Annotated in this window: 18 protein-coding genes; 6 read left to right on the top strand and 12 right to left on the bottom strand. The window is 40.1% G+C overall.

The window, feature by feature from the left end; all coding sequences use genetic code 11:
• The coding region (locus tag ACT6XC_RS07740; RefSeq protein ID WP_443741388.1) for a hypothetical protein at positions 1 to 181 on the top strand (181 nt) is incomplete at its 5' end.
• Between the two features lie 102 nt (positions 182 to 283).
• Here the strand turns inward: ACT6XC_RS07740 and ACT6XC_RS07735 are convergent.
• From ACT6XC_RS07735 to ACT6XC_RS07705, 7 genes are all read right to left on the bottom strand, one after another.
• Positions 284 to 967, bottom strand: coding sequence for an SIMPL domain-containing protein (locus ACT6XC_RS07735; RefSeq protein ID WP_273443882.1), 684 nt, complete (start codon positions 965 to 967; stop codon positions 284 to 286).
• A gap of 102 nt (positions 968 to 1,069) precedes the next feature.
• A complete protein-coding gene (locus ACT6XC_RS07730) occupies positions 1,070 to 1,315 on the bottom strand; it encodes a TIGR03905 family TSCPD domain-containing protein (protein ID WP_443738607.1) in 246 nt (81 codons plus the stop codon).
• A 19-nt stretch (positions 1,316 to 1,334) separates the two neighbouring features.
• A complete protein-coding gene (locus tag ACT6XC_RS07725; protein WP_443741387.1) occupies positions 1,335 to 2,435 on the bottom strand; it encodes a SufB/SufD family protein in 1,101 nt (366 codons plus the stop codon).
• A gap of 116 nt (positions 2,436 to 2,551) precedes the next feature.
• Positions 2,552 to 3,958 (bottom strand): Fe-S cluster assembly protein SufB, encoded by a 1,407-nt coding sequence (sufB, locus tag ACT6XC_RS07720; RefSeq protein ID WP_443738605.1) that lies wholly within the window; start codon positions 3,956 to 3,958, stop codon positions 2,552 to 2,554.
• A gap of 18 nt (positions 3,959 to 3,976) precedes the next feature.
• Positions 3,977 to 4,729, bottom strand: coding sequence for a Fe-S cluster assembly ATPase SufC (gene sufC, locus ACT6XC_RS07715; RefSeq protein ID WP_443741386.1), 753 nt, complete (start codon positions 4,727 to 4,729; stop codon positions 3,977 to 3,979).
• Between the two features lie 109 nt (positions 4,730 to 4,838).
• Complete coding sequence (locus tag ACT6XC_RS07710; protein WP_443741385.1) at positions 4,839 to 6,704, bottom strand: methyl-accepting chemotaxis protein; 1,866 nt, start codon at positions 6,702 to 6,704, stop codon at positions 4,839 to 4,841.
• 269 nt (positions 6,705 to 6,973) lie between these two features.
• Positions 6,974 to 8,197: an OmpP1/FadL family transporter gene (locus ACT6XC_RS07705; protein WP_443741384.1), complete on the bottom strand. Its 1,224-nt coding sequence runs from the start codon at positions 8,195 to 8,197 to the stop codon at positions 6,974 to 6,976.
• A 479-nt stretch (positions 8,198 to 8,676) separates the two neighbouring features.
• Between ACT6XC_RS07705 and malQ the strand changes: the two genes are divergently transcribed.
• A complete protein-coding gene (gene malQ, locus ACT6XC_RS07700) occupies positions 8,677 to 10,242 on the top strand; it encodes a 4-alpha-glucanotransferase (RefSeq protein WP_443741383.1) in 1,566 nt (521 codons plus the stop codon).
• Between the two features lie 194 nt (positions 10,243 to 10,436).
• On the opposite strand, the gene ACT6XC_RS07695 is transcribed toward malQ, so the two are convergent.
• On the bottom strand, positions 10,437 to 10,664 hold the full coding sequence (locus ACT6XC_RS07695) for a hypothetical protein (protein ID WP_078930355.1): 228 nt from the start codon (positions 10,662 to 10,664) through the stop codon (positions 10,437 to 10,439).
• Positions 10,665 to 10,764: 100 nt separating this feature from the next.
• Here ACT6XC_RS07695 and ACT6XC_RS07690 point away from each other — a divergent pair, with 100 nt between their 5' ends.
• From ACT6XC_RS07690 to deoD, 3 genes are all read left to right on the top strand, one after another.
• Positions 10,765 to 11,373 carry a chromate transporter gene (locus ACT6XC_RS07690; protein ID WP_443738600.1) on the top strand — a complete coding sequence of 203 codons (609 nt, stop codon included), beginning with the start codon at positions 10,765 to 10,767 and terminating at the stop codon, positions 11,371 to 11,373.
• 146 nt (positions 11,374 to 11,519) lie between these two features.
• On the top strand, positions 11,520 to 12,140 hold the full coding sequence (locus tag ACT6XC_RS07685) for a chromate transporter (protein ID WP_443741382.1): 621 nt from the start codon (positions 11,520 to 11,522) through the stop codon (positions 12,138 to 12,140).
• A 53-nt stretch (positions 12,141 to 12,193) separates the two neighbouring features.
• Positions 12,194 to 12,898 carry a purine-nucleoside phosphorylase gene (deoD, locus tag ACT6XC_RS07680; protein WP_443738598.1) on the top strand — a complete coding sequence of 235 codons (705 nt, stop codon included), beginning with the start codon at positions 12,194 to 12,196 and terminating at the stop codon, positions 12,896 to 12,898.
• Between the two features lie 73 nt (positions 12,899 to 12,971).
• Here deoD and ACT6XC_RS07675 read toward each other — a convergent pair whose 3' ends face one another.
• Positions 12,972 to 13,820: a type I phosphomannose isomerase catalytic subunit gene (locus ACT6XC_RS07675; protein WP_443741381.1), complete on the bottom strand. Its 849-nt coding sequence runs from the start codon at positions 13,818 to 13,820 to the stop codon at positions 12,972 to 12,974.
• Positions 13,821 to 14,750 (bottom strand): hypothetical protein, encoded by a 930-nt coding sequence (locus ACT6XC_RS07670; protein ID WP_443741380.1) that lies wholly within the window; start codon positions 14,748 to 14,750, stop codon positions 13,821 to 13,823.
• A 245-nt stretch (positions 14,751 to 14,995) separates the two neighbouring features.
• Between ACT6XC_RS07670 and thrA the strand changes: the two genes are divergently transcribed.
• Positions 14,996 to 17,491, top strand: coding sequence for a bifunctional aspartate kinase/homoserine dehydrogenase I (thrA, locus tag ACT6XC_RS07665; RefSeq protein WP_443741379.1), 2,496 nt, complete (start codon positions 14,996 to 14,998; stop codon positions 17,489 to 17,491).
• Between the two features lie 237 nt (positions 17,492 to 17,728).
• Here the strand turns inward: thrA and ACT6XC_RS07660 are convergent, their stop codons facing one another.
• Together ACT6XC_RS07660 and rsgA are read right to left on the bottom strand one after the other, a co-directional pair.
• Positions 17,729 to 20,338 carry an endonuclease MutS2 gene (locus ACT6XC_RS07660; RefSeq protein ID WP_443741378.1) on the bottom strand — a complete coding sequence of 870 codons (2,610 nt, stop codon included), beginning with the start codon at positions 20,336 to 20,338 and terminating at the stop codon, positions 17,729 to 17,731.
• A gap of 2 nt (positions 20,339 to 20,340) precedes the next feature.
• Complete coding sequence (rsgA, locus tag ACT6XC_RS07655) at positions 20,341 to 21,327, bottom strand: ribosome small subunit-dependent GTPase A (protein ID WP_443741377.1); 987 nt, start codon at positions 21,325 to 21,327, stop codon at positions 20,341 to 20,343.
• Between the last annotated feature and the right edge of the window lie 365 nt (positions 21,328 to 21,692).

Below are 21,692 nucleotides of genomic sequence, written 5' to 3'. Positions count from 1 at the left end.
AAATTCCCTTACCGCGGCAAGCCTTCTGGTATTCAGCCTTTTGTACACGCCGTGCGTTGCGGCAATTTCGGCAGTCCGCCGCGAGCTTGGAACAGGATGGGCGGCCGGCGTTGCTCTCTGGCAGTGCGCGCTTGCATGGATTATGGCATTCGCCGTACATTTTATAGTGCGATTTATTTAGAGCTTTTAATTTTTCAATTTTCCAGTTTTAAATGGAAAAAGATAAAAGCATTGAAAAAAAATCAGCGGTCTGCAAAAAGACCGCTGGTAAAATTAGAATTGCTTATTTTAAAAGATATTCAACCGTAGTTACGACTCTTACGTTCTTTTTTTCTTCAAGACCAGGAGCTGCGTCTTCGATTGTAAATAAACCTTGTGTTGCTTTTTTGATTTTTCCAACTTTGCTGTTTGAGTCGCGGGCAAACTGTTCTGCTGCGGTTCTTGCATTTTCTGTGGCTTCTGCAATCATTTGAGGTTTTATTTGATTCAATTTTGTAAATTCGTAGTTTACTTTGCCATCATATTCCTGGAGAACTGCAATTCCGCTAGAAACCAAATTTAGTGAATCTGCATAAGCGGATTTTACGCTTTCAATTTTTGAAGAACGGATTAAGATTGTCTGTCTTGCAATAAAAGTATAGCGCAATTTGCTTTGATCCATGTATGAATTGAGCGAATTGTCCGTAATTGCCGCTGGCTGTACTGTAAAGTCGTTTTCGTCAAGACCGTGGTCTTTGAGATATTTTTTTACTGTCTGAGTTTTTGAAATAACCGACTGCTGCAAAGATGAAAGATTGTTGTCGCCTGTCGAGAAAGTCATATTCCAGATTGCAAGGTCGGCATCAACTTCTTTTTCTGAAAGTCCGCGCACAGAAACGCTTCGTTCTGGCGTGATTATGTTTGTAAGTCCGAACGCAAGAATCAACGATGAAATGATGATTGAAATTCCGATTTTTAAACTGTTCATAAAGTTCCTCCCGTAAAAAAGTCTGTTAAAAACTTTTGTTTTGCTTTTATATTTTTGCGCTAATGAATATTATAGCCCGCTTTTTTGATTTTTCTATCAATTTTATTTTTCCATGACAGCTTTTGCCAGTTGGTCTGCGCAACTTGTTCCTTTGTCGCGGCAAAGGTTGCCAGAAAGTTTTGCTGAAATTTCTTCGGCAGTCATTCCTTCGCAGAGTTTTGAGATTGCCTTTAAGTTTCCGTCGCAACCGCCTTCAAATTTTATATTGTGAATTCTGTTCTGTTCATCGCGTTCAAACGTTATTGATTTTGAACAGGTTCCTTTTGTTTTATATGTTGTTGTTTGCATTTTGCACCTCGTTTTTTGTTTAATTTTCTTCTTCGCCGATAAACGCTTTTATCTGACCGACTGTTTTTTCGTCAGGAATGTGAGAAGCGGCTTCCATTATTTTAGCCCTCGTCATTATTGATTTTGCAGTTTTTTCGTCAATTCCCCGCGACTGAAAATAAAACAGTTCTTCGTTGCCAAGGTTACCGAGATTTCCGCCGTGTGCGCCTTCTACGTTTTCTTCTCCACACAAAATCATTGGAATTGAACGGTTTACGGCAGTTGGCGAGGTTAGAAGTGTTTCTTCGTATTCGTTTCCTTTTGAACCTTCGCAACCACGTTTAAAATCGATTGTTCCGCGGTAAAGTTTTTTTGCATTGTCTAAAAGAGTGCCTTTTATGCTCATTTTTGACTCTGTGTTTTTTCCTGTGTGCGAAACGCAGTAATTTATGTCTAAATTTTGTTCATTTTTTGCGGTATAGGCGGTTTCGCTCGTAAAGTTTGAAGCGTAACCCGAAAGAGCGCAGGTTACGTTTGCAAAAACCTGTTTTGAGCCGAGTTCAATTTGCGTTACTTTTATGCTTGCGTTGTCTTCTGCAAAAAACTGAGTGTCGTCAAGGTGAGTGTATTTTTGGCCTAAAAGCTGAACTTTTACAAGGTGAATTTTTGAATATGGTTTTGCCCAAAGCTTTGTCTGTATTGCGCAAAAACCACCGTCAAAAGGAAGAGAAGTGTAGTTCATTATTACGGTGATTTCGGAATTTTCTTCGGCAATTACGATTTGCCGTCCAGAATAAGTTTGTCCGTCTTTGAGCTCAAAATCCAAAATTACTGGTTCTGTGCATTTTTTTTGTGCTGTAAGCGCAAATTTTACGGAATTTAGTGAATTGATGATATCTGTAGTGTCTGTGCTTGAACTTTGTGCCATAAAAGGAAGTGTTTCTTCGAGTTCTGCAATTTCTGTGCAGCCACTTCCGTCGTCTTTGTAGAGAATTACTCCTTCTGTTGCTCCGCGGATTTTTGCGCATGGAACGACAGAATCGTCGATTTCTGTCTCGAGAATGCCACGGTTCATTTTGAGCCAGTTCCATGTAAGGTACGGTGTTTTATTTACATTATGATAAGAAAGTTTTTTTGTCATAATTACATTCCTTGTAAATTTAAGGCTGCATTCGGGGGCTTGGGGCGCTCCCCAGGAGAGGGGGTAGCGGAAAACCGCAGGTTTGCAGCGAGGGGCAGGCGCCCCTTTGTATTTTTTTACATATTGCCTTTCATTTCCAGACGAATCAGGTTGTTCATTTCGACTGCGTATTCAAGCGGCAGCTCTTTTGAAACAGGATTTGCAAAACCAGAAACAATCATTGTGCGTGCTTCTTCTTCGCTGATCCCGCGGCTCATAAGATAGAAAATTGCGTCTCCAGAAATGCGTCCAATCTTTGCTTCGTGTCCGACTGCGCATTCGTCCGTGTGGATTTCCATTGCAGGAATTGTGTCGGAGCGGCTTTTGTTGTCGAGCATAAGTCCGTCGCAGCTTACACTTGCTTTTGAGCCTTTTGCTTCTGGTCCAATGTAGATTGCGCTTCGGTAAATCGAAGAACCTCCAGCTTTTGAAAGCGATTTTGAGGTTATGAGCGAAGTTGTGTCTGGTGCAAGATGAACCATTTTTGCGCCTGTGTCTAGTTCCTGTCCTTCGCCTGCAAATGTTACGCCTGTAAATTCTGCGTGGGAGCCTCTTCCGACGAGGTCGCTTTCTGGATAAAGGTAGGAAATGTGGCTTCCAAATGAACCAGAAACCCAATCTATCGAACCTCCTTCTTCAACCCGCGCACGTTTTGTGTTGAGATTGTACATATTTTTTGACCAGTTTTCGACTGTCGAATAGCGCAAATGTGCATTTTTTTTTACGTACAGTTCAACACAACCTGCGTGAAGGTTTGCAACGTTGTACTTTGGTGCGGAACAGCCTTCGATAAAATGAACGTCCGCGCCTTCGTCTACGATTATGAGAGTGTGCTCAAACTGTCCGGCACCTTTTGCATTAAGGCGGAAGTAACTTTGCAGTGGAATTTCGACTTTGACGCCTTTTGGAACATAGACAAAACTTCCTCCAGACCAAACTGCCCCATGGAGCGCTGCAAATTTGTGGTCGGAAGGCTTTACAAGCTGCATAAAATGCTCTTTAACCATATTTGCGTAAGGTCCGGAAAGTGAACTTTCAAAGTCTGTGTAAATTACTCCTTGCTTTGCCACTTCGTCCTGAAGGTTGTGATAAACCAGTTCAGAGTCGTACTGTGCGCCGACTCCTGCGAGGGATGTGCGTTCTGCTTCTGGGATTCCAAGTTTTTCAAAAGTTTGCTTTATGTCTTCTGGAACATCTTCCCACTTTGTCTGCATCTGCGTGTTTGGACGAACATAGGTTACGATTTCTTCCATGTTGAGTCCAGAAATATCTGGTCCCCATTCCGGAACTTTTAGTTCGTTGTAAGTTGCGAGTGCCTTTAAGCGGAATTCCCTCATCCATTCAGGGTCGTGTTTGTCTTCTGAAAGTTTTTCGACGATTTCTTTTGTCAGCCCCTGTTTGTTGCGGTAAAATCCTTTTTCTTCATATTTAAAATCGTATGGAGACTCGGAAATTTCTGGTATTTCGTTGTTTTTTTCTGCCATTTGTCTGTCCTTTAAGCGTTATGCCAGATTTTCTCTTTCAAACTGCTCAAAACCATTGGCATTGATTTTTTCGACGAGTTCTGCTCCGCTGTCTTTTACAATTTTGCCTTTTACAAGAACATGAGTTCTGTCGATTTTGAGGCTTTCCAGGATTTTTGTCGAGTGAGTGATTATGAGAAGAGAGCCGTTTACCGACTTTTGATATTCTTCGATTCCTTTTGAAACTGTGCGGACTGCGTCAACGTCAAGTCCAGAATCTGTTTCGTCAAGGATTGCAAGTTTTGGCTTGAGCATTAAAAGCTGCAAAATTTCGCTCTTTTTGCGCTCTCCACCTGAAAAACCGACATTCAAATCGCGTTTTGCATAACTTTCGTCCATGTTGAGAAGAGCCATTTTTTCTTTCAGCTCTTTCTGAAATTGAAAAAGTCGCACTCTCTGACCTGTTACTGCTTGAAGAGCGCTTCGTATAAAACTTTCAAGGGAGATCCCTGGAACTTCGAGAGGTGACTGAAAACTCAAAAAAAGTCCTTTTGCAGCGCGTTTGTCTGCTGGAAGGCTTGTAATGTCTTCTCCCTCAAAGAAAATTTTTCCGCCAGAAACAGTGTAGCGCGGATTTCCCATGATTGTGTAGCCGAGAGTCGATTTTCCAGCTCCGTTTGGTCCCATAAGAACATGAGTTTCGCCGGCATTTATATTTAAAGAAACGCCGTTTAAAACCTGTTTGTTTTCTATATTTACTGATAAATCTTTAATCTGTAATAAATTGTCCATAATTTACAAATTATATAGAAAATATGCGTTTTAGAGAATACTATTGCGAACTTAAAAAAAAGGTCATCAGGAAAATTGCCCGATGACCAGATAAGGTTTGAATATAGTTTTAATCCAGTTTGAATGAAGAAAACTGATTTTCCAGAACTTCAAGATCGGCTTTGTTGTTTTCTGTTGCCTTGTTTACTTCTTTTATAGATTTTGTAATTTCTTCTGTTCCAGAAACGATTTCTCTCATTGCATTTTTTATCTGAACTGTAACGTCGGCAAGAAGTTTCATTTCATCGATAATTTGTTTTCCGCCGATTTTGAGCTCTTCCGACTCTTTTTGAACAGAATCAGAAGAATACTTGATTTCGCCCATTGCTTCGAGAACCTGGCTACTACCTTCTGCCTGTTCTTCCATTGCGGACTTAATGACATCTTCCTGCCGTCTTACTGTTGTTGTTAGCTCAAAGATGACTTCAAACTGCTTTTGAACTTCCTGTGTATTTTCTGCAACCTTATGGATTACAGTGCTGAGTTCTTCCAACTGGCCAGAAATTACCTTTCCTTGAGTGTTTGACTGTTCTGCAAGTTTTCGGATTTCGTCTGCTACAACAGCAAAGCCTTTTCCTGCTTCTCCTGCGTGAGCCGCTTCGATTGCTGCGTTCATTGCCAAAAGATTTGTCTGTTCTGCAATGCTCTGAATAATCGAGCTTGCTTCCAAAAGACCTGCCGAGCGCGAAATGATTGAAGCTGCAAGGTCAACAGACTGATTGATTTTTTCGCGTCCATGTTCGGATTCGCTTCCTAGTGATTTTACAGAAACAGAGTTTTTTTCGAGAATAGACGTAACGCTTTTTATGTTTGCAACCATTTCTTCGATTGCGCTTGAAGCTGTCGAAATTCCGTTTTTCTGACTGGAAATGCTGTCGTTAAGATGGTCAATCCTTTCAATCATGCGGTTGATTGTCGTAGATGATTCTTCAACTCCTGCGGCCTGATTTAAAGTTTCTGTCTGAATATTGTTTATGTTGCTTGAAATCTGGTTTATTGAAGAAGCTGTTTCTACCATTGTGTTTGAAAGCTGGTCTGCCGTGTTCGTTGAAGTTTTAACAGAAGTTTTGATTGTATTCAAAAGGTCTCTTGTAGAACTGTGGAATTCGTTCAAATAGTTGATTAAAAGACCGAATTCGTCGCGACTCAGAACCTGAAGCTGTTCTTTTGTGTAATCTTTTGCGGCGATTCCTTTTGAAAAGTCTGTCATCTGCTTAATGCGCTGAGAAGTTCCTTTCATCTGACGGAACGAGTCTGCAAGCGCAATAAAAAATCCCATGCTTATAACCGGGAACATATACCGGAAAAGAACTACTTTTGGTGGAAGTTCGTCGAAGTCTTCTACAAACATTGGTGCAATTGAAAGACAGAGAATACCAAGAACTGCAAAACCGTTTACGAGCAAAGTTCTCAGCAGGAGGTTTAGGGAAAGGTTTTCTTCGGAAAAAATAACCTTATGAAGTGCTTTTTCAAAATTTTGCATAAAGCAGATATAGAAAAAACAGGTAAAAAGTCCTACCGAAGCCATGCATACAAGAAAAACAGGTACTTTTGGAAGGTCAATTCCATTTGCACCACAGAAATTCAAGATTAAAAAACCGAGAAACGGTCCGTTAAGAATGGCTATTGCAATTGTGAAAAGTTCAAAAATCTTTATTGCTTTGTTTACTTTTTTTGCAGATTCAGCAGAACCGTCATACATCTTAATTTTTTTTATAGAAATTTTGTAAAAAACTGTCAGAACGGAAACGAATACCAGGGCTATTAAAAGCGGTACTGGTTTTATAAAAGTTGAAAAAATTTCGGAAAATGAGATAATCTTAAAGAATGCTAGTGTAAGCAACGTATTTATTATTGTAACGGCGAATAAAAGCGTGTAATAAACAGAAATTCTTTTTGGAAATTTTAACTCAGAAAAATTTTGGGTTTCAAGCATTTTGTTCTCCAGAAAATAGAATTTTACCTGAATACTCAGTTTTAAATGCTTTAAACTCAGTATTCAGGTTATTAGTACGATTATAACTCGTATTTTAGTTTTTATAAAATAAAATCTTATCAATTTGTGTTTTTTAACAAGAGATTTTTTTTATTAATTTTGCCTGCTTGTCATAATTGAATAAAAAATGGCTATCCAAAAGGCAGTGCAATTTTTTTTCTTAAAATGCGGTTGTTGAGATTGTTTTGCTTTGTGGACAGCCTTGATTTTTAGAACGGTTTTACTGTTATTCCGACAGAAACCATATCAATGTTTTTTCCGAGTTCTATTGTATTGTTAAAATATTCGTAATCTTTGCTGTTATAGAAACAGTGCATATAAGCGGCTGTTGCCATAACCTGTTTTGCGAATCTGTATTCGATACCGCATCCTGTAACAATGCTGTCAAGGACAGGGCTGAATGCACTGTTTACATCTGATTTTGCGCCCTGTTTTGTGTACATTGCTCCGGCAGAAACTCCAATCTGATTGTTAATCTGCCAATCACAGCCGAGCCCAATTTCCCAAGAATCGTTGTATTTGAGATCTGAACCTCCGAGAGGATTTTGCATTGTTGCCTGTTTATTAAAGTAATAGTTGCAACTGAGGCTCAAGTCCAGACAGTCAAAAAGACTATAGCCTGCGCCGAGAGTAAGAACAGCAGGAAGATCGTTCTTGTATTTATTGCCTTCTGTTACGCCGAATGCACTTGCCATCTTGCCTTTTACAGTATCGAATTCAATTTTGAGTTTTGTAATTGTCTGATACTGGATGGAAAGTGTAAGACCTGGAATAAAATCCTTGGCATTTACGCCAAAAATACCGCCAAAACCGCAGCCAGATGCTTCGTATTCGATTGAATCTCTGCCGTTAACAGAGGCAATTCCTGGAGCGGTGAGTTTCATATTTGAAGAAGCATGAAGAAAGCGACCTGCAGCGGCGAGAGAAATATTTTCTGTAACATTGTAAGAAAAACCGAGAATTTCGCCCATTGTTGCGGAATATGCTTCGAGAGAATGATTTTTTGCAATTGTTGGTAATGAGGTTGCACCGTAAAGGGCAAGAAAGGTTGCCGCCGTACCGTTTTTGTAATCAAGCGAACCGCCACCTGCAAATACTCCAAAGCCTCCGAATACAGCCCATCTGTCTTTTTTATAAACCGCTTCTACATCAGGAAAAAAGAGAACTGTTTTGTTATCTTTATATTCTGTGTTATTTAGTTCGTTTGTGTATTCCTTAAAAATGAACTGGTTTCCGATTGTAAATGCAAGCCCGTCTTCCATAAAAGAAGTTCCGCCGATGTTGTAGAGAACTGCTTCTGGGCGTTTTGTTTCTGTTGCACGGCTCGGATTACGAAGATAGCCTGTCGAAAGATTTGACTTATTGTCAATTCCACCTGCAAAAATAGCTGTTGCGCACGAAAGTGTCAAAACTGCTGTCAAAATTTTTTTCATTTTGATTTCTCCTTAAAAATAAATGAATGAAATAACTTTGTTTAAAACAGTATTTCTGTGATTTTACTGCTTAAACTCAATGACAAAAATTATACTTCGAAATTTTTAAATTGTCAGTTTTAAAATGGGAATTCGGCATAACAAAGTTATGCTGCGACTTTTGCTTACGCAAAACTCGTTTATTTTAGTGTGCGCAATATGCGCACGGCACTGCCTGTGGCAGTGATTTGGCATAACAAAGGACTTTTGCTTACGCAAAACTCGTTTATTTTAGTGTGCGCAACATGCGCACGGCACTGCCTGTGGCAGTGATTTGGTATAACAAAGTTATGCTGCGACTTTTGCTTACGCAAAACTGGATCGAAAGCGGAACAGTGGAAAGCACGATTTTTAGGCTTGTTCTAAAAAGCCGCCCGAAAAAAAAACGAAAAAACGAATTTTTAATTTTTTTTAAATTTTAATGTGCTAGAATTGGTTTTATGAATTTAAAAAGAAAATCTGGAATATTGCTTCATCCTACGTCTTTGCCTGCTTCTGCTGGAATCGGGACTATTGGTCGTCCGGCTTTTGATTTTGTCGACTGGCTTTCGGCTTCTGGTACTAAATTGTGGCAGGTTTTGCCTTTGGGACCGACTGGTTACGGAGATTCTCCTTACCAGCCATTTTCAGCTTTTGCGTTAAATCCGCTTTTGATTGATTTTGAGGATTTAGTTGAGCGCGGCTGGACTGAAAAAAACGAAATTGTTCCGCCGGATTACATAAAAACTGATGGAAATGTTGAGTTTGGAAATGTTGTCTGGTGGAAAAACGATATTTTAAAGAAGATTTCGCAAAAACTTTTGGACGGCGGCTTAAAAGGTCTTAAGGCTGAATTTGAAATTTTCTGTAAAGAAAACGATTTTTGGCTTGATGATTTTGCTTGTTTTATGAGCTTAAAATCGCATTACGATAACGAAGGCAGGTGGAATAAAGCCTGGCCTGAAGAATTGAGGCTTTGCAAAAAAAATGCGGTTGCTTTATGGAAGAAAAGTCACGAAGTTGAAATTTTGACGACAAAATTGATTCAATTTTTTGCATTTACTCAATGGAACGCTCTTCACAAATATGCAAAGTCAAAAAATGTTGAAATTATCGGGGATATTCCGATTTTTGTAAGTGCTGACAGTGCGGATGTTTGGGCAAATCAAAAATATTTCCAGTTAAAGGAGAATGGAGAATCGAGCGTTGTTGCTGGAGTTCCGCCGGATTATTTTAGTCCGACAGGCCAACTTTGGGGAAATCCTCTTTACGACTGGAAGAAAATTGCGGAAGACGGTTTTGAATGGTGGATTTTGCGTATAAAAAATATTTTAAAACTCGTTGATTATGTGCGAATTGACCATTTCCGCGGTTTTGATTCTTATTGGGCGGTAAAATTCGGTTCTAAAACTGCCGAAAAGGGCAAATGGCTCAAAGGACCTGGAACTGCTCTTTTTAAGGCGATAAAAAATGAACTCGGTGAATTGCCTTTAATCGCCGAAGATCTGGGCGAAATTACGGACAACGTGCGCCGTTTGCGCGATAAGTGCGGACTTCCTGGAATGAAGATAATTCAGTTTGGCTTTGATTGTGCGGAAGAAAAAAAAGGTTCTCTTGTAAATGCTTTTTTGCCTCATAATTTTTTTAATGCAAATTGCGTTGCTTATACAGGAACACACGACAACGACACAACTCAGGGAATGTTGAATTCACTTTGTGAAGAAAATTTGTGCCTTGTTGCGTCGTATTTGGAAGGTCGGAAGGTTGGTTTTTCTGAGGCCTGTGCAATGCGTTCTGATGGGAATTTGTGTCGAAAACTCGTTAGTCTTTGTTTTTCAAGCATAGCTTCTTTTGCTCTTGTTCCCATGCAGGATCTGTACGGCTTTGGTTCCGATTGCAGAATGAATACGCCAGGAATCGCCTGTGCAAACTGGTCATGGAGAATGAGAAGCGATATGCTTTACGGAGAATCTGCCCGCAAAAAGTGCGAATGGCTTAAAGAATTGAACTGTTTATACAACAGATAGAGTATATAAGCATAGAATTTAGATACAAAAAAGTTGAAAACACAGACTGTATGAAGTGAAGTAAAGCGCACCACTAAAGCCAACCAAAAAAGTTCAGCTTTAGGAGGTGCGTTTTTTATGATCAAATATTAAAAATGATCAGAATGGCTTAAGCTAAAACTTGTTTCAGAGCAAGTTTTGGAACATATTGAAAATTAAAAGTTTACTAGCCGAAGAATAGGTTTTCCAAAGAGAACTAGAATAAAGTCAATCAGCCATACGATATTCCATCCGAAAAATATGCGCAGAATTGTCGCCACAATCTTTTTTTCGGAAAGTCTTGTAAAAATTCCCATTATCGGACCAAGAAAGAGGGCAAGAAGCACGCTTACAAGCCATGGAAGTCCGAAGTAATCCTTTGATTTTCGAGATTTTTTTGCCATATTTTACAATCCTCCAATTATTTGTATAATCATCATCAATGTAAAAAATCTTTTCGTCAAACTTTTTGTTGAAGTGGATTAAAAAATGCAGGTGAACAACATGAAAGAAAAATTAAAAACTTTGTGGGAACTTTTTAGCGTAATGTTCAAGGTCGGTTTATGCACTTTTGGAGGTGGCATTGCAATGCTTCCTATTCTTGAACTTGAGCTTGTTGAAAAACGTGGATGGACTACTTCCGAAGAACTTCTTGACTGGTTTGCAATTGGTCAGTCAACTCCAGGAATTATTGCCGTAAATGTCGCTACTTTTACAGGATACAAAAAACTTGGAGTAATTGGCGGATGTGTTTCGACTTTTGGAATGGTTTTTCCTTCTCTTATAATAATTACGATTATTGCGCTTTTTATAAACAATTTTGCGGAGCTTGCTTGGGTTCAAAAAGCGTTGCGTGGAATAAACGTTGCTGTTGCTGCGATTTTGACTAGCGCAGTTTACAAATTTTCAAAAAAATCTGTAAAAAATATTTTTGGTTTTATTCTTCTTGTAATTTCGTTCCTTTTGATTTTTGTTTTTAATGTTGGAACAATTTGGATTATACTCGGAAGCTGCAGCCTCGGAATTTTACTTGCAGGTTTTCGCGGCGATTTTAAGAAAGTTTCCGAAAATAAAAATTCAACTTCTGACGGAAACACTCAGGTAAAAAGATAAATTCAGAGAATAAGTGGCTGGAGGCATGATAAAAAATTACATTCTTGTAATTTTTATCATCACAGTTTGCACAGGCGTTGCTTTCACAAACTGTGATTCTTGCCATCCGTGTCTTGCCACTAACGCGGAGTTTATGGGAGAAAAATATGACAGAATTTATTATGACACAGATTCAAAATCAAACAACGATCGGACTTTTTTGTCTTGTTGCGGTGTTTTTTTATATAGGACTTATAACAATCGGTGGAGGTCAGGTTGGAATTACAATTATTCAGCAGATTGCGGTTGATAATTTAAAGCTTCTTTCGGCTGAAAAATTTTTCAATATGGTTGCAATTTCTGAATCTACTCCAGGTCCGATAGGAATTAATCTTGCAACTTATGTTGGCACTGAACTTTACGGCATTTTTGGCGGAATTATTACGACATTTGGACAGGTTTTACCTTCTTTAATTGTAATAATGCTGATTGCACGCTATTTTGGAAAATTCTCCGAAAAAAAAGGCGTTCAGGCTGCTTTTTCTACATTGCGTCCTGCTGTTTCTGGCATAATTGCGGTTGCTGCGGCAAAAATTCTTATTCTCGCCCTTATTACTGTTACTTCGGGGTTTGTAGTATCGGATATTTCAACCTGGCAGAGTGGAATTATAATTAGTGCAGTTAATGCGGCTTTTTATGTTCTTTGTCTTATTGTTTTGTTTACGACAAAGCTTCATCCTGTTTTTATAGTTTTAGCAGGCGCGATTTTTGGAGTTGTTTTCTGCTAAAAACGGAGGTAAAATTAAAAAAGTTATAATCGCTGTTTTAATAGGGAGGAAAAATGAGCACACATATTAACGCTCCTGCAGGAGCAATTGCAGAAAATATTCTTTTGCCAGGTGATCCTCTTCGTGCCAGATTTATTGCAGAAAATTTTTTGGAAAATCCAAAACTGTATAACGAAGTGCGCGGAATGTACGGTTATACGGGAACTTACAAGGGAGTTCCTGTAAGCGTTCAGGGAACTGGAATGGGGCAACCCTCGCTTTCGATTTATGCTACTGAACTTTTTAAGGATTATGGTGTTCAAAAAGCGATTCGTGTCGGAACTTGCGGAGCAATTTCTGAAGATCTTGAACTTCGAGATACGATTCTTGTAAATTCAGCGTGTTCTGATTCCTGTCTTTTAAACCAGAGGTTTGGCGCACTTCATTTTGCTCCAACTGCCGATTTTAATATGGTAAAAACCGCTGATTCTGTGGCTCAAAAAATGGGAATCCGCTATACGGTTGGTTCTGTTGCTTCTTCCGATTTCTTTTATGACATCAATTCAAACTGGAAAAAGTGGAAAGAATACGGCGTAAAAGGAATCGAAATGGAAAGCGCGGAGCTTTTTACTCTTGCCGCGCAATATAACCGCCGTGCAATGGCAATTATGACGGTTAGCGACCATATTCTCAAAGGCGGAGAAACTACAGCCGAAGAAAGACAGACGACCTTTACAAATATGATGAAAATTGCCCTGGAAACGATAATTTCTGTCTGAAAAAAAACTGAAAATAGAAAGTGCCATGGAGGTTTGGACGGAATGTTCCTGAAAAATCCTATGGCACTTTTTTTTATTTTGCTTTGATTCTTATTATTTTTGCCTTACCTTCGAGAGTAACTTTTTCTCCTGGAGAAACTGCAAAAATTTGTTCTGCTTTCAAGTTTTCAAAAAGAACTTTTTGTCCGTCGGAAGCTGTTCCTGTTGCCTTTAGTTTTTCTGCGTTTATGACGAATAAAAGTTCATAGCCTTCGTTTTTGGAGGCAAGAAACGAATATCCGCCAGAAAAATCTTTTTGAACAAGTGAAAAATACGGACACTCAAAATTTTGTGCAAGAGGTGCGATTGGCGAAAATCTGAATGGTTTTCCGTCAGAAAAGCATTCTTTTGTGTCTGCTTCGAGTTTTATTGATTTTACGCCTTTTTCGATATGAAGTACGCGCGGACGTCCCCAGTCGTAGAGCCTGTATGTAAGGTTACAACTCTGCTGGACTTCCATGAGACGAATTCCTCCGCCTATTGCGTGTACAGTTCCTGCTGGAATAAAGATGAAGTCGCCTTTTTTTACTTCGACGCTGTTCATAAGTTCAGAAATCGTTCCGTTTTTTATTGCGTCCGAAATCTGTTCTTTTGTGCAGCCGTCTTTTAAGCCGGCAATCAGTTTGGCTCCTTTTTTGCAGTCAAGAATGTACCAGCATTCAGTTTTTCCGCGAGAGCCTTCGCCTTCAAGTTCAACAGCGGTTTTGTCGTTTGGATGAACCTGAACCGAAAGAGTGTCGTTCGCTTGAATGATTTTTACAAGAAGAGGGTAGTCTTTTACGAGTTTAATAAAATCTTTCTGGGGACCGTCTTTGTGGGTTGAAGCAATCCAGTCTTCGTATCCCCATACTTTTTCTGAGCGAATCGGTTTTAAAAGTTTCAATTATTTGTCCCAAAGTTTTTCAGGATAGTAGCCAGATGCAATTTTTTCGGTGATTGCGTCTTTTACAACCTGTTTGTCTTCTGCATAAGTCATGCCAAACCAGCTTTCTTCGGAAGTGAATACTTTTATCTTGCCTTTATTGTCTTTTATAATCTGACTTGCGGCAACTGGAAGAAGCGCTTCTGCTTTTTGTGCTTCAAGATTTGTTTTTTTGAAGCCGTCCCAGTATTTTTCAAATTCGTCGAAAGCGGCAGGTGTAAAGCCGAAGAGGTTCATGCTGACAGTTTCGTTTCCTGTCAGTTTGTAGATTGTGCCGTTCAAATCTGATTCAATTTCGTTTCCGCTGAAATTTTCGCCTGTATAGTAAATTTTTGTGTTTTCTGTAATAGATTCAAGGTAACCGTCTTTTGTCTGGCAGATCCCTCGGCTTACAGAACCGTTTCGGCTCATTGTTTTTCCGAGAATGTAGCCGACCATTGCGTGTTCTGTGCAGTTATTATCGATTGAAGAAAGGTATTTTCCGAGTGTTTCAAATGCTGAGCGTCCGTAGTAGTCGTCCGCATTGATTACTGCATAAGGAGTGTTGAGTGCTTTTTTTGCGCAGAGAACAGCGTGAAGAGTTCCCCAGGGTTTTTTGCGACCAGCTGTTTGAGAAAGCTCGTATTCGTCGTTAGTCAAAAGCGCTTCTAGCGACTGAAAAACATATTCTGCATCGATATTTTTTGCAATTCTGTCAAAAAGACGTTCGCGGAAATCTTTTTCAATGTCCTTTCTGATTATGTAAACGATTTTTTCAAAACCGCATTTTTTTGCATCATAAGCAGCGTAGTCAAGAAGACATTCACCGTTTTTTCCAACTGTATCAATTTGTTTGATTCCCCCGTAACGGCTTCCCATGCCTGCTGCAAGTACGAGTAATGTAGGTTTCATAATAATCTCCCATAATGAATGTTATTTTAGAACATCTTTTGTGCGTTCAAAATTTATTCTAGCACTAAAATTTCAGTTTTTCAACAAAACGTTTTTTTGTTGTGTTTTAGAATTTTTTGAAGGTGATTTTTTAATTGTTATAGGCGGGCTTGTAAAAAAACAGAAGCTTATACAATTTTTTTTCTGATTGTAACAAGGGTTTTTATTCATTATAATTGAAACTTCTAAAAAGTTGTGAGGTTTGTATGCTTACTTTGAAATTTGGTGGTACTTCGATGGGATCTGCTCGCAGAATGCTTGATTCTGTGGAAATTATGCTTGGCAGGGCAAAAAATGACAGAATTAGCGTAATTGTTTCTGCCGTTGCCGGAGTTTCTAATGCTCTTCAGACCGCTATTGACGGCTGTGTTTCTGGTTCTCTTCCTGCAAATTTTATTGACGGCATAAGAAAAACTCATGAAGAGATTTGTGCCCAGCTTCATGCTTCTGTAGAAGGTTTTGATGCTGCTTCTACAATGGCAAAAATCGGACCTAACTTTATTGAACTTGAAAAACTTCTTTCTGGTGTTGCAACCTTTGGCGAATGTCCAGAATCAATTTACTGCCGCATAATGGGAATGGGCGAACTGTGCTGTGTCCCGATTATAAATGCAATTCTTATTGCAAAAAAACAGAATGTTCTTGTTTTGGACAGCCGGAAATTTATTTTTACAACAGGAAACCAGATTGAAAGTGATCCTGATTATACAAGAACTTCGGAAGCTCTCGGACCTTACCGCGACGGCGCTGAATGTTCTCAGGCGCAGATTCTTCTTTTTCCTGGATTTGTATGCGGTTGGTCTGCCCATGCCGACGACGAGCCGAAAATGGGACTTTTAGGACGCAATGGTTCGGATTTTTCTGCCGCAATAATCGGTGCCTGCCTTGCTTCTAAAAAAGTTGAGTTTTGGACGGATGTTGATGGAATCTACACCGCCGATCCTCGTGTCGTAAGCGATGCAATTCTTGTTGACGATATGACTTACGAAGAGGCGATGGAACTTTCGTTCTTTGGTTCAAAAGTTCTTCATCCAAAAACCCTTGCTCCTCTTGTTTCCCGCGGAATCGAAGCATGGAGCTTAAATTCTCACAATCCTCAGGCACGCGGAACTAGGATTGGTCGCGGTCCTTTTGAATCTGAAAAAAAAGTTGGACCTGTCTGCGGAATTTCTTGTCTGAAAAAAACTGCTCTCGTTTCTGTAAGCGGTGGCGGAATGAAAGGAAAAACTGGTATTGCAAGCCGGATTTTTGCTGCAGTAAGTCGCGCAGGAATCAGCATGCTTTTGATTACCCAGTCTTCTTCAGAATATACAATTTCGTTCTGTGTACGTCAAAGCCAGAGCGTAGAAGTAAAAGATGTTCTTGAATCTGAATTTGCCTTTGAAATCCGTGACGGTCTTATAAATCCGATAAGTGTGATCGAAGATTGTGCAATTGTTTCGATTGTCGGCGACGGAATGAAGCAAAATCGTGGTGTTGCAGGAAAATTCTTTAATGCGCTTTCGAGCCGAAGCATAAATATTCTTGCGATTGCACAAGGTTCAAGCGAGCGCTCAATTTCGACAGTAATTGCCGGTGAATATGGCGACATTGCCGTAAAAACAACTCATAGATTTTTCTTCAATACAACTCAGCCGATTGAAGTTTTTGCTTTTGGCGCAGGAACAATTGGCGGAGCCTTGCTTGATCAGATTTATAAGCAGCAGAAGATTTTAAAAGAGCAGAATATCGACATTAAAGTTTGCTGTATTGCGACAATGCGCGGAATGCTTCTTGACGGAAATGGACTTGATTTGTCTGACTGGAGAAATGCCGTTTCTGCTTCTGGAAAAAAGACGAATCTTGATGAAGTTTTAAAATTCGTAAAGGAAAACAAGCCTCTGAATCCTATTTTTGTTGACTGTACGGCAAGTTATGATCTTCCAGAACGCTATCTTGATGTTTTAAATGCTGGCATGAATGTTGCGACTCCTAACAAACGTGCAAATTCAATGTCTATGCAGTATTATCGTGAATTGCGTGAAACTGCGAACAAAAATCATGTACGCTTTTTGTACGAAACAAACGTTGGAGCAGGACTTCCGATTATTGATACTTTGCAGAACTTATTTAAATCTGGAGACAGTCTTGCAGGTTTTAACGGAATTATGTCAGGTTCTCTTTCGTATATTTTTGGAAAACTCGACGAAGGCAAAAAATTTAGTGAAGCGGTAAAAAAAGCCAAAGAAATGCGCTTTACAGAACCAGATCCTCGCGACGACCTCAAAGGAACTGATGTTGCGCGCAAGGCTCTGATTATTGCACGCGAAGCTGGAATGGAAATTGAACTTTCTGACATAAAAATGAATTCGATTTTTCCTGAAAGTTTCAGCTTAGAAGGAACTGTAGACGAATTTATGGCTCGTTTGCCGGAAGTTGATTCTTATTTTGATGAAAAAATGGCTTTGCTTAAAAAGCAGAATAAAGTTTTGCGAATGGGCGCATCGATTAAAAACGGAAAAGTTTCTGTCGGAATGTTGGAAGTAGGACCGGAAAATCCTCTGTTTGCGGTAAAAGGCGGTGAAAATGCCTTTGTATTTGAAACAGCAAGATATACACCGATTCCTTTGACAATCCGTGGTTACGGAGCCGGAGCAGACGTTACTGCGGCCGGAGTATTTGGCGACGTCTTAAGAACAGTAAGTTTTAATCCAGAATTGTAGCTTTTTACAGAAAATCCGTGTGGCAGAGAATGTTGCACGGATTTTTTTATAAAAACAGAGTTTTGGCACTGCTTAAATTCTTCGGCAGTTTTATTAGTTTTTTTTAATCTGTTCTATTGCCATTAGTGCGGTAAAAATTTGTTTCTGTCCGTTTTTTTACGGGGCGTTGCGGGGTGTCCCCGCTTGAAGGGGTAGCGACCAGCGAAGCGGGCGCGCAGGGGAAGGCTTTCCCCTCCTTTAATTTAATTCAACATAGGTTTTTCCGAATCCTCCGTCTTCTGCTGAAGCGTAATGAAAACTTTTGACGGCCGGGTATTGAGAAAGATATGTTTGGACTGACTGTTGCAAAATGCCGTTTCCTTTGCCGTGTATTATCGAGAAGTTTTTGAAATTGTGGATTTGGCAGAGGTCGAGCTGGCGTGCAAGAGCTTTGATAGCTTCTTCTTCGCGCATTCCAAGGAGACGCAGTTCGAATACTGGTTTTGCCTGTCCAGAAACGTCTTGAGCTAGTTCTATGCTGACTGTCGCTCGAATCTGGGTTGGAGCTATGAGCTCGAGGTCTTTTTCTTTTAGATTCATCCGGATTGAGCCTAGTTGAACTGACCAGACGCCTTTTTTTACGCTTGAAATCAAGGTTCCGCGCGTTTTTGTTGCCCTGTGCAGAACTTCGCTTCCAGCTTCGAAGGCTAGCGGCGAGGTTTGTATGCTCTGTGCTTTTGTTATGAAATTTGAGCTTGCCTGTGCGCTGAGTTTTTCTGCTTCTTCTGTCGTGTATGTGTTTTTGGCCAGTGCAAGTGCCTGCGCATTGCTGAGCTTTTTTTTGCTTGCCTTGTTTGTTTTTGAGCGGTTTGAATTGTTTGTGCTTATGAGCATGCCGTTTTCTAAGCGGACTGGTTCGGACTTTAATTTTTTTTCGAATTCTTCTTTTTGTTTTTCGAGACGGATTTTTTCTTCTTCGAGGGATTTGTCAGATTCTTCGACTTTTCCTGTAAGTTCGTTTAAAAATTGTTTTACGCTTAGTGTCTTTTCGCGGGTGATTTCGCCTTCGCGGAGTGTGCGCACGAGGTTTTCGAGTTTTTTTCGGGTTTGAGAAACAAAGATTCCAGATTCCTGCTGTTCCCGTTCTCTAAGTTCGAGTTCTTTTTCTTTTTGTCGAAGAAGTTTTTGTTCTAGCTTGAGTTCTTTTTCTTTTAGTCGGTTTTCGCGGTCTGCTGATTCTTTTTCGGCTTTTGCAAGTTGGGCATATTTTTCGGTAAGTCCTTTTATGAGCGTACTTACGTCTGCCTGTTCGCTTTGAATGTAGTGTTTTGCTTTTTCGACTGTTTTTGAGCTTAAGCCAGAGCGCTTTGCAATGTCCAAGGCGTGGCTTTCTCCTGGAACTCCCATCAAAAGTCTGTAGGTCGGGCTTAGTGTGTCTGTGTCAAAATCTACACTTGCGTTTATGCAGAATTTGTTTGTGTAACCGTAATTTTTTAAAATTCCGTGGTGGGTTGTGACAAGGACGAATGCTTTTTTTTCGATAAGATGGTCAAGAACTGCCATTCCGATTGCTCCGCCTTCCTGTGGGTCTGTTCCGCTACCAAGTTCATCTAGAAGAACCAAGCTATCTTTATCTGCCTTTTTTACCGCTGCCGCAATGTTTTTCATATGTGCGGAAAAAGTGGAAAGGCTTTGGTCAATTGACTGTTCGTCGCCAATGTCTGCAAAAAGAGAGTTGAATACAGGAAGTCTTGTGCCGTCTTTTGCAGGAAGGGGAAATCCAGTCTGGTTTAAAAGCGCAAAAAGAGCAAAGGTTTTGAGACTGACTGTCTTTCCGCCAGTGTTTGGACCTGTAATTATGAGGACATTTTTTTCGCTTAAAAACTTCATGTCGATTGGAACAGCTTTTTCGCCAAGAAGTGGATGCCTTGCTGCGACGAGGGCTGGCGGCAGAACAATCCCGTCTTTTTCTGTGCAGGAAAGAGCGTATGTGCAGTCGTTTGCAATTCCCCAGCGGGCCGCAGCGTATGTTTGGTCGAGTTTGATTAAAATTTTGAGGGCGGAAGAAATGAATTCAACATAAGGCGCTATTTTTGCCGTGAGTTCTGTAAAGATTTTTCGTGTTTCGCTCTGAAGATGGAATTCTTCTTGAATAAGTTCATTATTCTTTCGTACGACTTCGTCAGGTTCAATAAAAATTGTCTGGCCTGACGCGCTTACTTCGTGGACAATTCCCGAAATTCGTGCGCGTTGATTTGCTTTTACTGCAAGAACCTGCCTGTCTGCTCTAAAAGCCGGAACATTGCTCGAAAGTACGTTTGAAAGGCTTGAGTCTGCCGTGTATTTTTTGAGTGCACCTGCAATTTCTGAGTGAAGCTGGGCGATTTTTGAGCGAATTTCGCGGAGAGCAGGAAGGTCTTTTAGTTGTCCGTCCTTGTCTAGAACTCGCGAAATTTCGTTTTTTACTGTCAAAAGTTCATTTTCCGGAAGAGTCTGCGAGAGTGAATGAAGCTTTTTTACGGAAAGTGTTTTTGAAGCAGTGTTTATTGTTTCTTCTGCGTTTAGAGCCGAAGTTGCGAACTGCAAAATTGCAAAAAGTTGTTCGCGGTCGAGAGTTGTTCCTTCAACCCGTAAAATCTTAAAAAAAGAATGAACCGGATTCCAGCTTTTTATAGAAAAAGAAGATTTTGAATTGAGAATTATGTCCCATTCCCGGCTCAGATTTTTTAATTCTTCGATTTTTTCTGTTTCTGTAAACGGAAGTTTTGTTTTTAAAAGTTCCTGTGATTCTTCGCCTGCGCAAAATCCTGCAATTGTGTCGCGGATTCTAAAATAAGCAAGGTCTTCGAGTGTTTTTTTGTGCCACATTTTTAGTCTGTCCAGCTGCCTGTTTTGATTTCTTCTGATATTTTTTTCCAGTTTTCGTAGCGTTCTCGGCTGATTTGTCCAGATTCAACTGCCTCAAGAATTTTACAGCCTTTTTCGTGTATGTGTGTGCAGCTTAAGCCAAAGTTGCATTTTCCGACAAGGGGGGACATTTCCCTGAAGTAAAGGGCAAGGTCTTTTGATTCTATGTCGTGTAGCACAAAGCGTCTGACTCCTGGAGTGTCTATTATTGACGCTACAGCGCCTTCTATGCCACCTGTAAGCGATTCGTTTAATTTTATGTGAAGCAAAGTGCCTTTTGTTGTTGTGTGGCTTCCTTTGCCGTATTTTTTAGAAAGACTTCCTGTCTTGAGGACAACAGTGCTGTCAAGAACGTTTACAAGAGATGATTTTCCGACTCCAGACTGACCTACAAGTGCGCAGAGTTTGTTTTGGATAAAGTGTGCAAACTCGACCATGCCTTCGCCAGTTTTTGCAGAAATTTTCATCACCTTGTATCCGAGTTTTTCCCAGATTGAAACGTATTTTAAGAAATCTTCGTCCTGTGAACCTTCAAGGTCGCATTTGTTGACAAGGATTACTGGTTCGATCCCCTGTCTTTCGGCCTGTGCAAGTTCTCTGTCAATAAAACGCGGGCGGAAATCCGGTTCTTCTGGAGTTGTAACGAGAATTACATAGTCAAGATTTGCTGCCAAAAGCTGTGGAGAGCGGCCTTTTACGTTCCATCTGACAAATTCGTTTTTGCGCGGAACTAAAGCCGTGATTTGACCTTTTTTGTCTTCAAGACTGTCAACTTCAATTTGAACAATGTCGCCCGGAGCGAGAGGATTGTAATATTTTTTGTCAGATTTTAACCTTTTGCTTTTGAGGGCGCATGAACGGATTATAAAACTGCCGTCATCTTCAGAAAAAGATTCAACTTCAAAAACATTGTTCGAGCCGCTTAAAACGGTACCTGTAAGTTGGTTCATATAAGTTGATTTTACGTAAGATTTTAAGCTTTTGCAATATTCCTTGGCACCTTTTCGCCTGTCGGCGCGCTCACTTCGCGGTTCGACTTCTTTTTGTTTTTTTAGACATAAAAAAAAAGACATCCAAAAAAGATGTCTTTCAATTCTGTTTTTGTTATTAGCTCCAACGGGAGTCGAAGCCCTCCAGTCGCAAACGTCGTGTTTGCTCCCTCCGGGCCGTCTGCGTTCGCTTTCGGTGCCGTCCTTGGCACCTTTTCGCCTGTCGGCGCGCTCACTTCGCGGTTCGACTCCTTTTTGTTTTTTTAGACATAAAAAAAGACATCCAAAAAAGATGTCTTTCAATTCTGTTTTTGTTATTAGCTCCA

The organism is Treponema berlinense, assembly GCF_052273165.1.
GTDB lineage: Bacteria > Spirochaetota > Spirochaetia > Treponematales > Treponemataceae > Treponema_D > Treponema_D berlinense_A.
This window is presented reverse-complemented; position numbering and strand designations above follow the sequence as displayed.

Excerpts from the sequence above, each read along its gene's own strand:
- ACT6XC_RS07660 (WP_443741378.1), bottom strand. The coding sequence starts at position 20,338 with ATGTGGCACAAAAAAACACTCGAAGACCTTGCTTATTTTAGAATCCGC.
- deoD (WP_443738598.1), top strand. The coding sequence starts at position 12,194 with ATGAGCACACATATTAACGCTCCTGCAGGAGCAATTGCAGAAAATATT.
- ACT6XC_RS07690 (WP_443738600.1), top strand. The coding sequence starts at position 10,765 with ATGAAAGAAAAATTAAAAACTTTGTGGGAACTTTTTAGCGTAATGTTC.
- ACT6XC_RS07725 (WP_443741387.1), bottom strand. The coding sequence starts at position 2,435 with ATGACAAAAAAACTTTCTTATCATAATGTAAATAAAACACCGTACCTT.
- ACT6XC_RS07730 (WP_443738607.1), bottom strand. The coding sequence starts at position 1,315 with ATGCAAACAACAACATATAAAACAAAAGGAACCTGTTCAAAATCAATA.
- sufB (WP_443738605.1), bottom strand. The coding sequence starts at position 3,958 with ATGGCAGAAAAAAACAACGAAATACCAGAAATTTCCGAGTCTCCATAC.
- ACT6XC_RS07695 (WP_078930355.1), bottom strand. The coding sequence starts at position 10,664 with ATGGCAAAAAAATCTCGAAAATCAAAGGATTACTTCGGACTTCCATGG.
- ACT6XC_RS07670 (WP_443741380.1), bottom strand. The coding sequence starts at position 14,750 with ATGAAACCTACATTACTCGTACTTGCAGCAGGCATGGGAAGCCGTTAC.
- ACT6XC_RS07685 (WP_443741382.1), top strand. The coding sequence starts at position 11,520 with ATGACAGAATTTATTATGACACAGATTCAAAATCAAACAACGATCGGA.
- malQ (WP_443741383.1), top strand. The coding sequence starts at position 8,677 with ATGAATTTAAAAAGAAAATCTGGAATATTGCTTCATCCTACGTCTTTG.
- ACT6XC_RS07710 (WP_443741385.1), bottom strand. The coding sequence starts at position 6,704 with ATGCTTGAAACCCAAAATTTTTCTGAGTTAAAATTTCCAAAAAGAATT.
- ACT6XC_RS07705 (WP_443741384.1), bottom strand. The coding sequence starts at position 8,197 with ATGAAAAAAATTTTGACAGCAGTTTTGACACTTTCGTGCGCAACAGCT.
- rsgA (WP_443741377.1), bottom strand. The coding sequence starts at position 21,327 with ATGAACCAACTTACAGGTACCGTTTTAAGCGGCTCGAACAATGTTTTT.
- thrA (WP_443741379.1), top strand. The coding sequence starts at position 14,996 with ATGCTTACTTTGAAATTTGGTGGTACTTCGATGGGATCTGCTCGCAGA.
- sufC (WP_443741386.1), bottom strand. The coding sequence starts at position 4,729 with ATGGACAATTTATTACAGATTAAAGATTTATCAGTAAATATAGAAAAC.
- ACT6XC_RS07735 (WP_273443882.1), bottom strand. The coding sequence starts at position 967 with ATGAACAGTTTAAAAATCGGAATTTCAATCATCATTTCATCGTTGATT.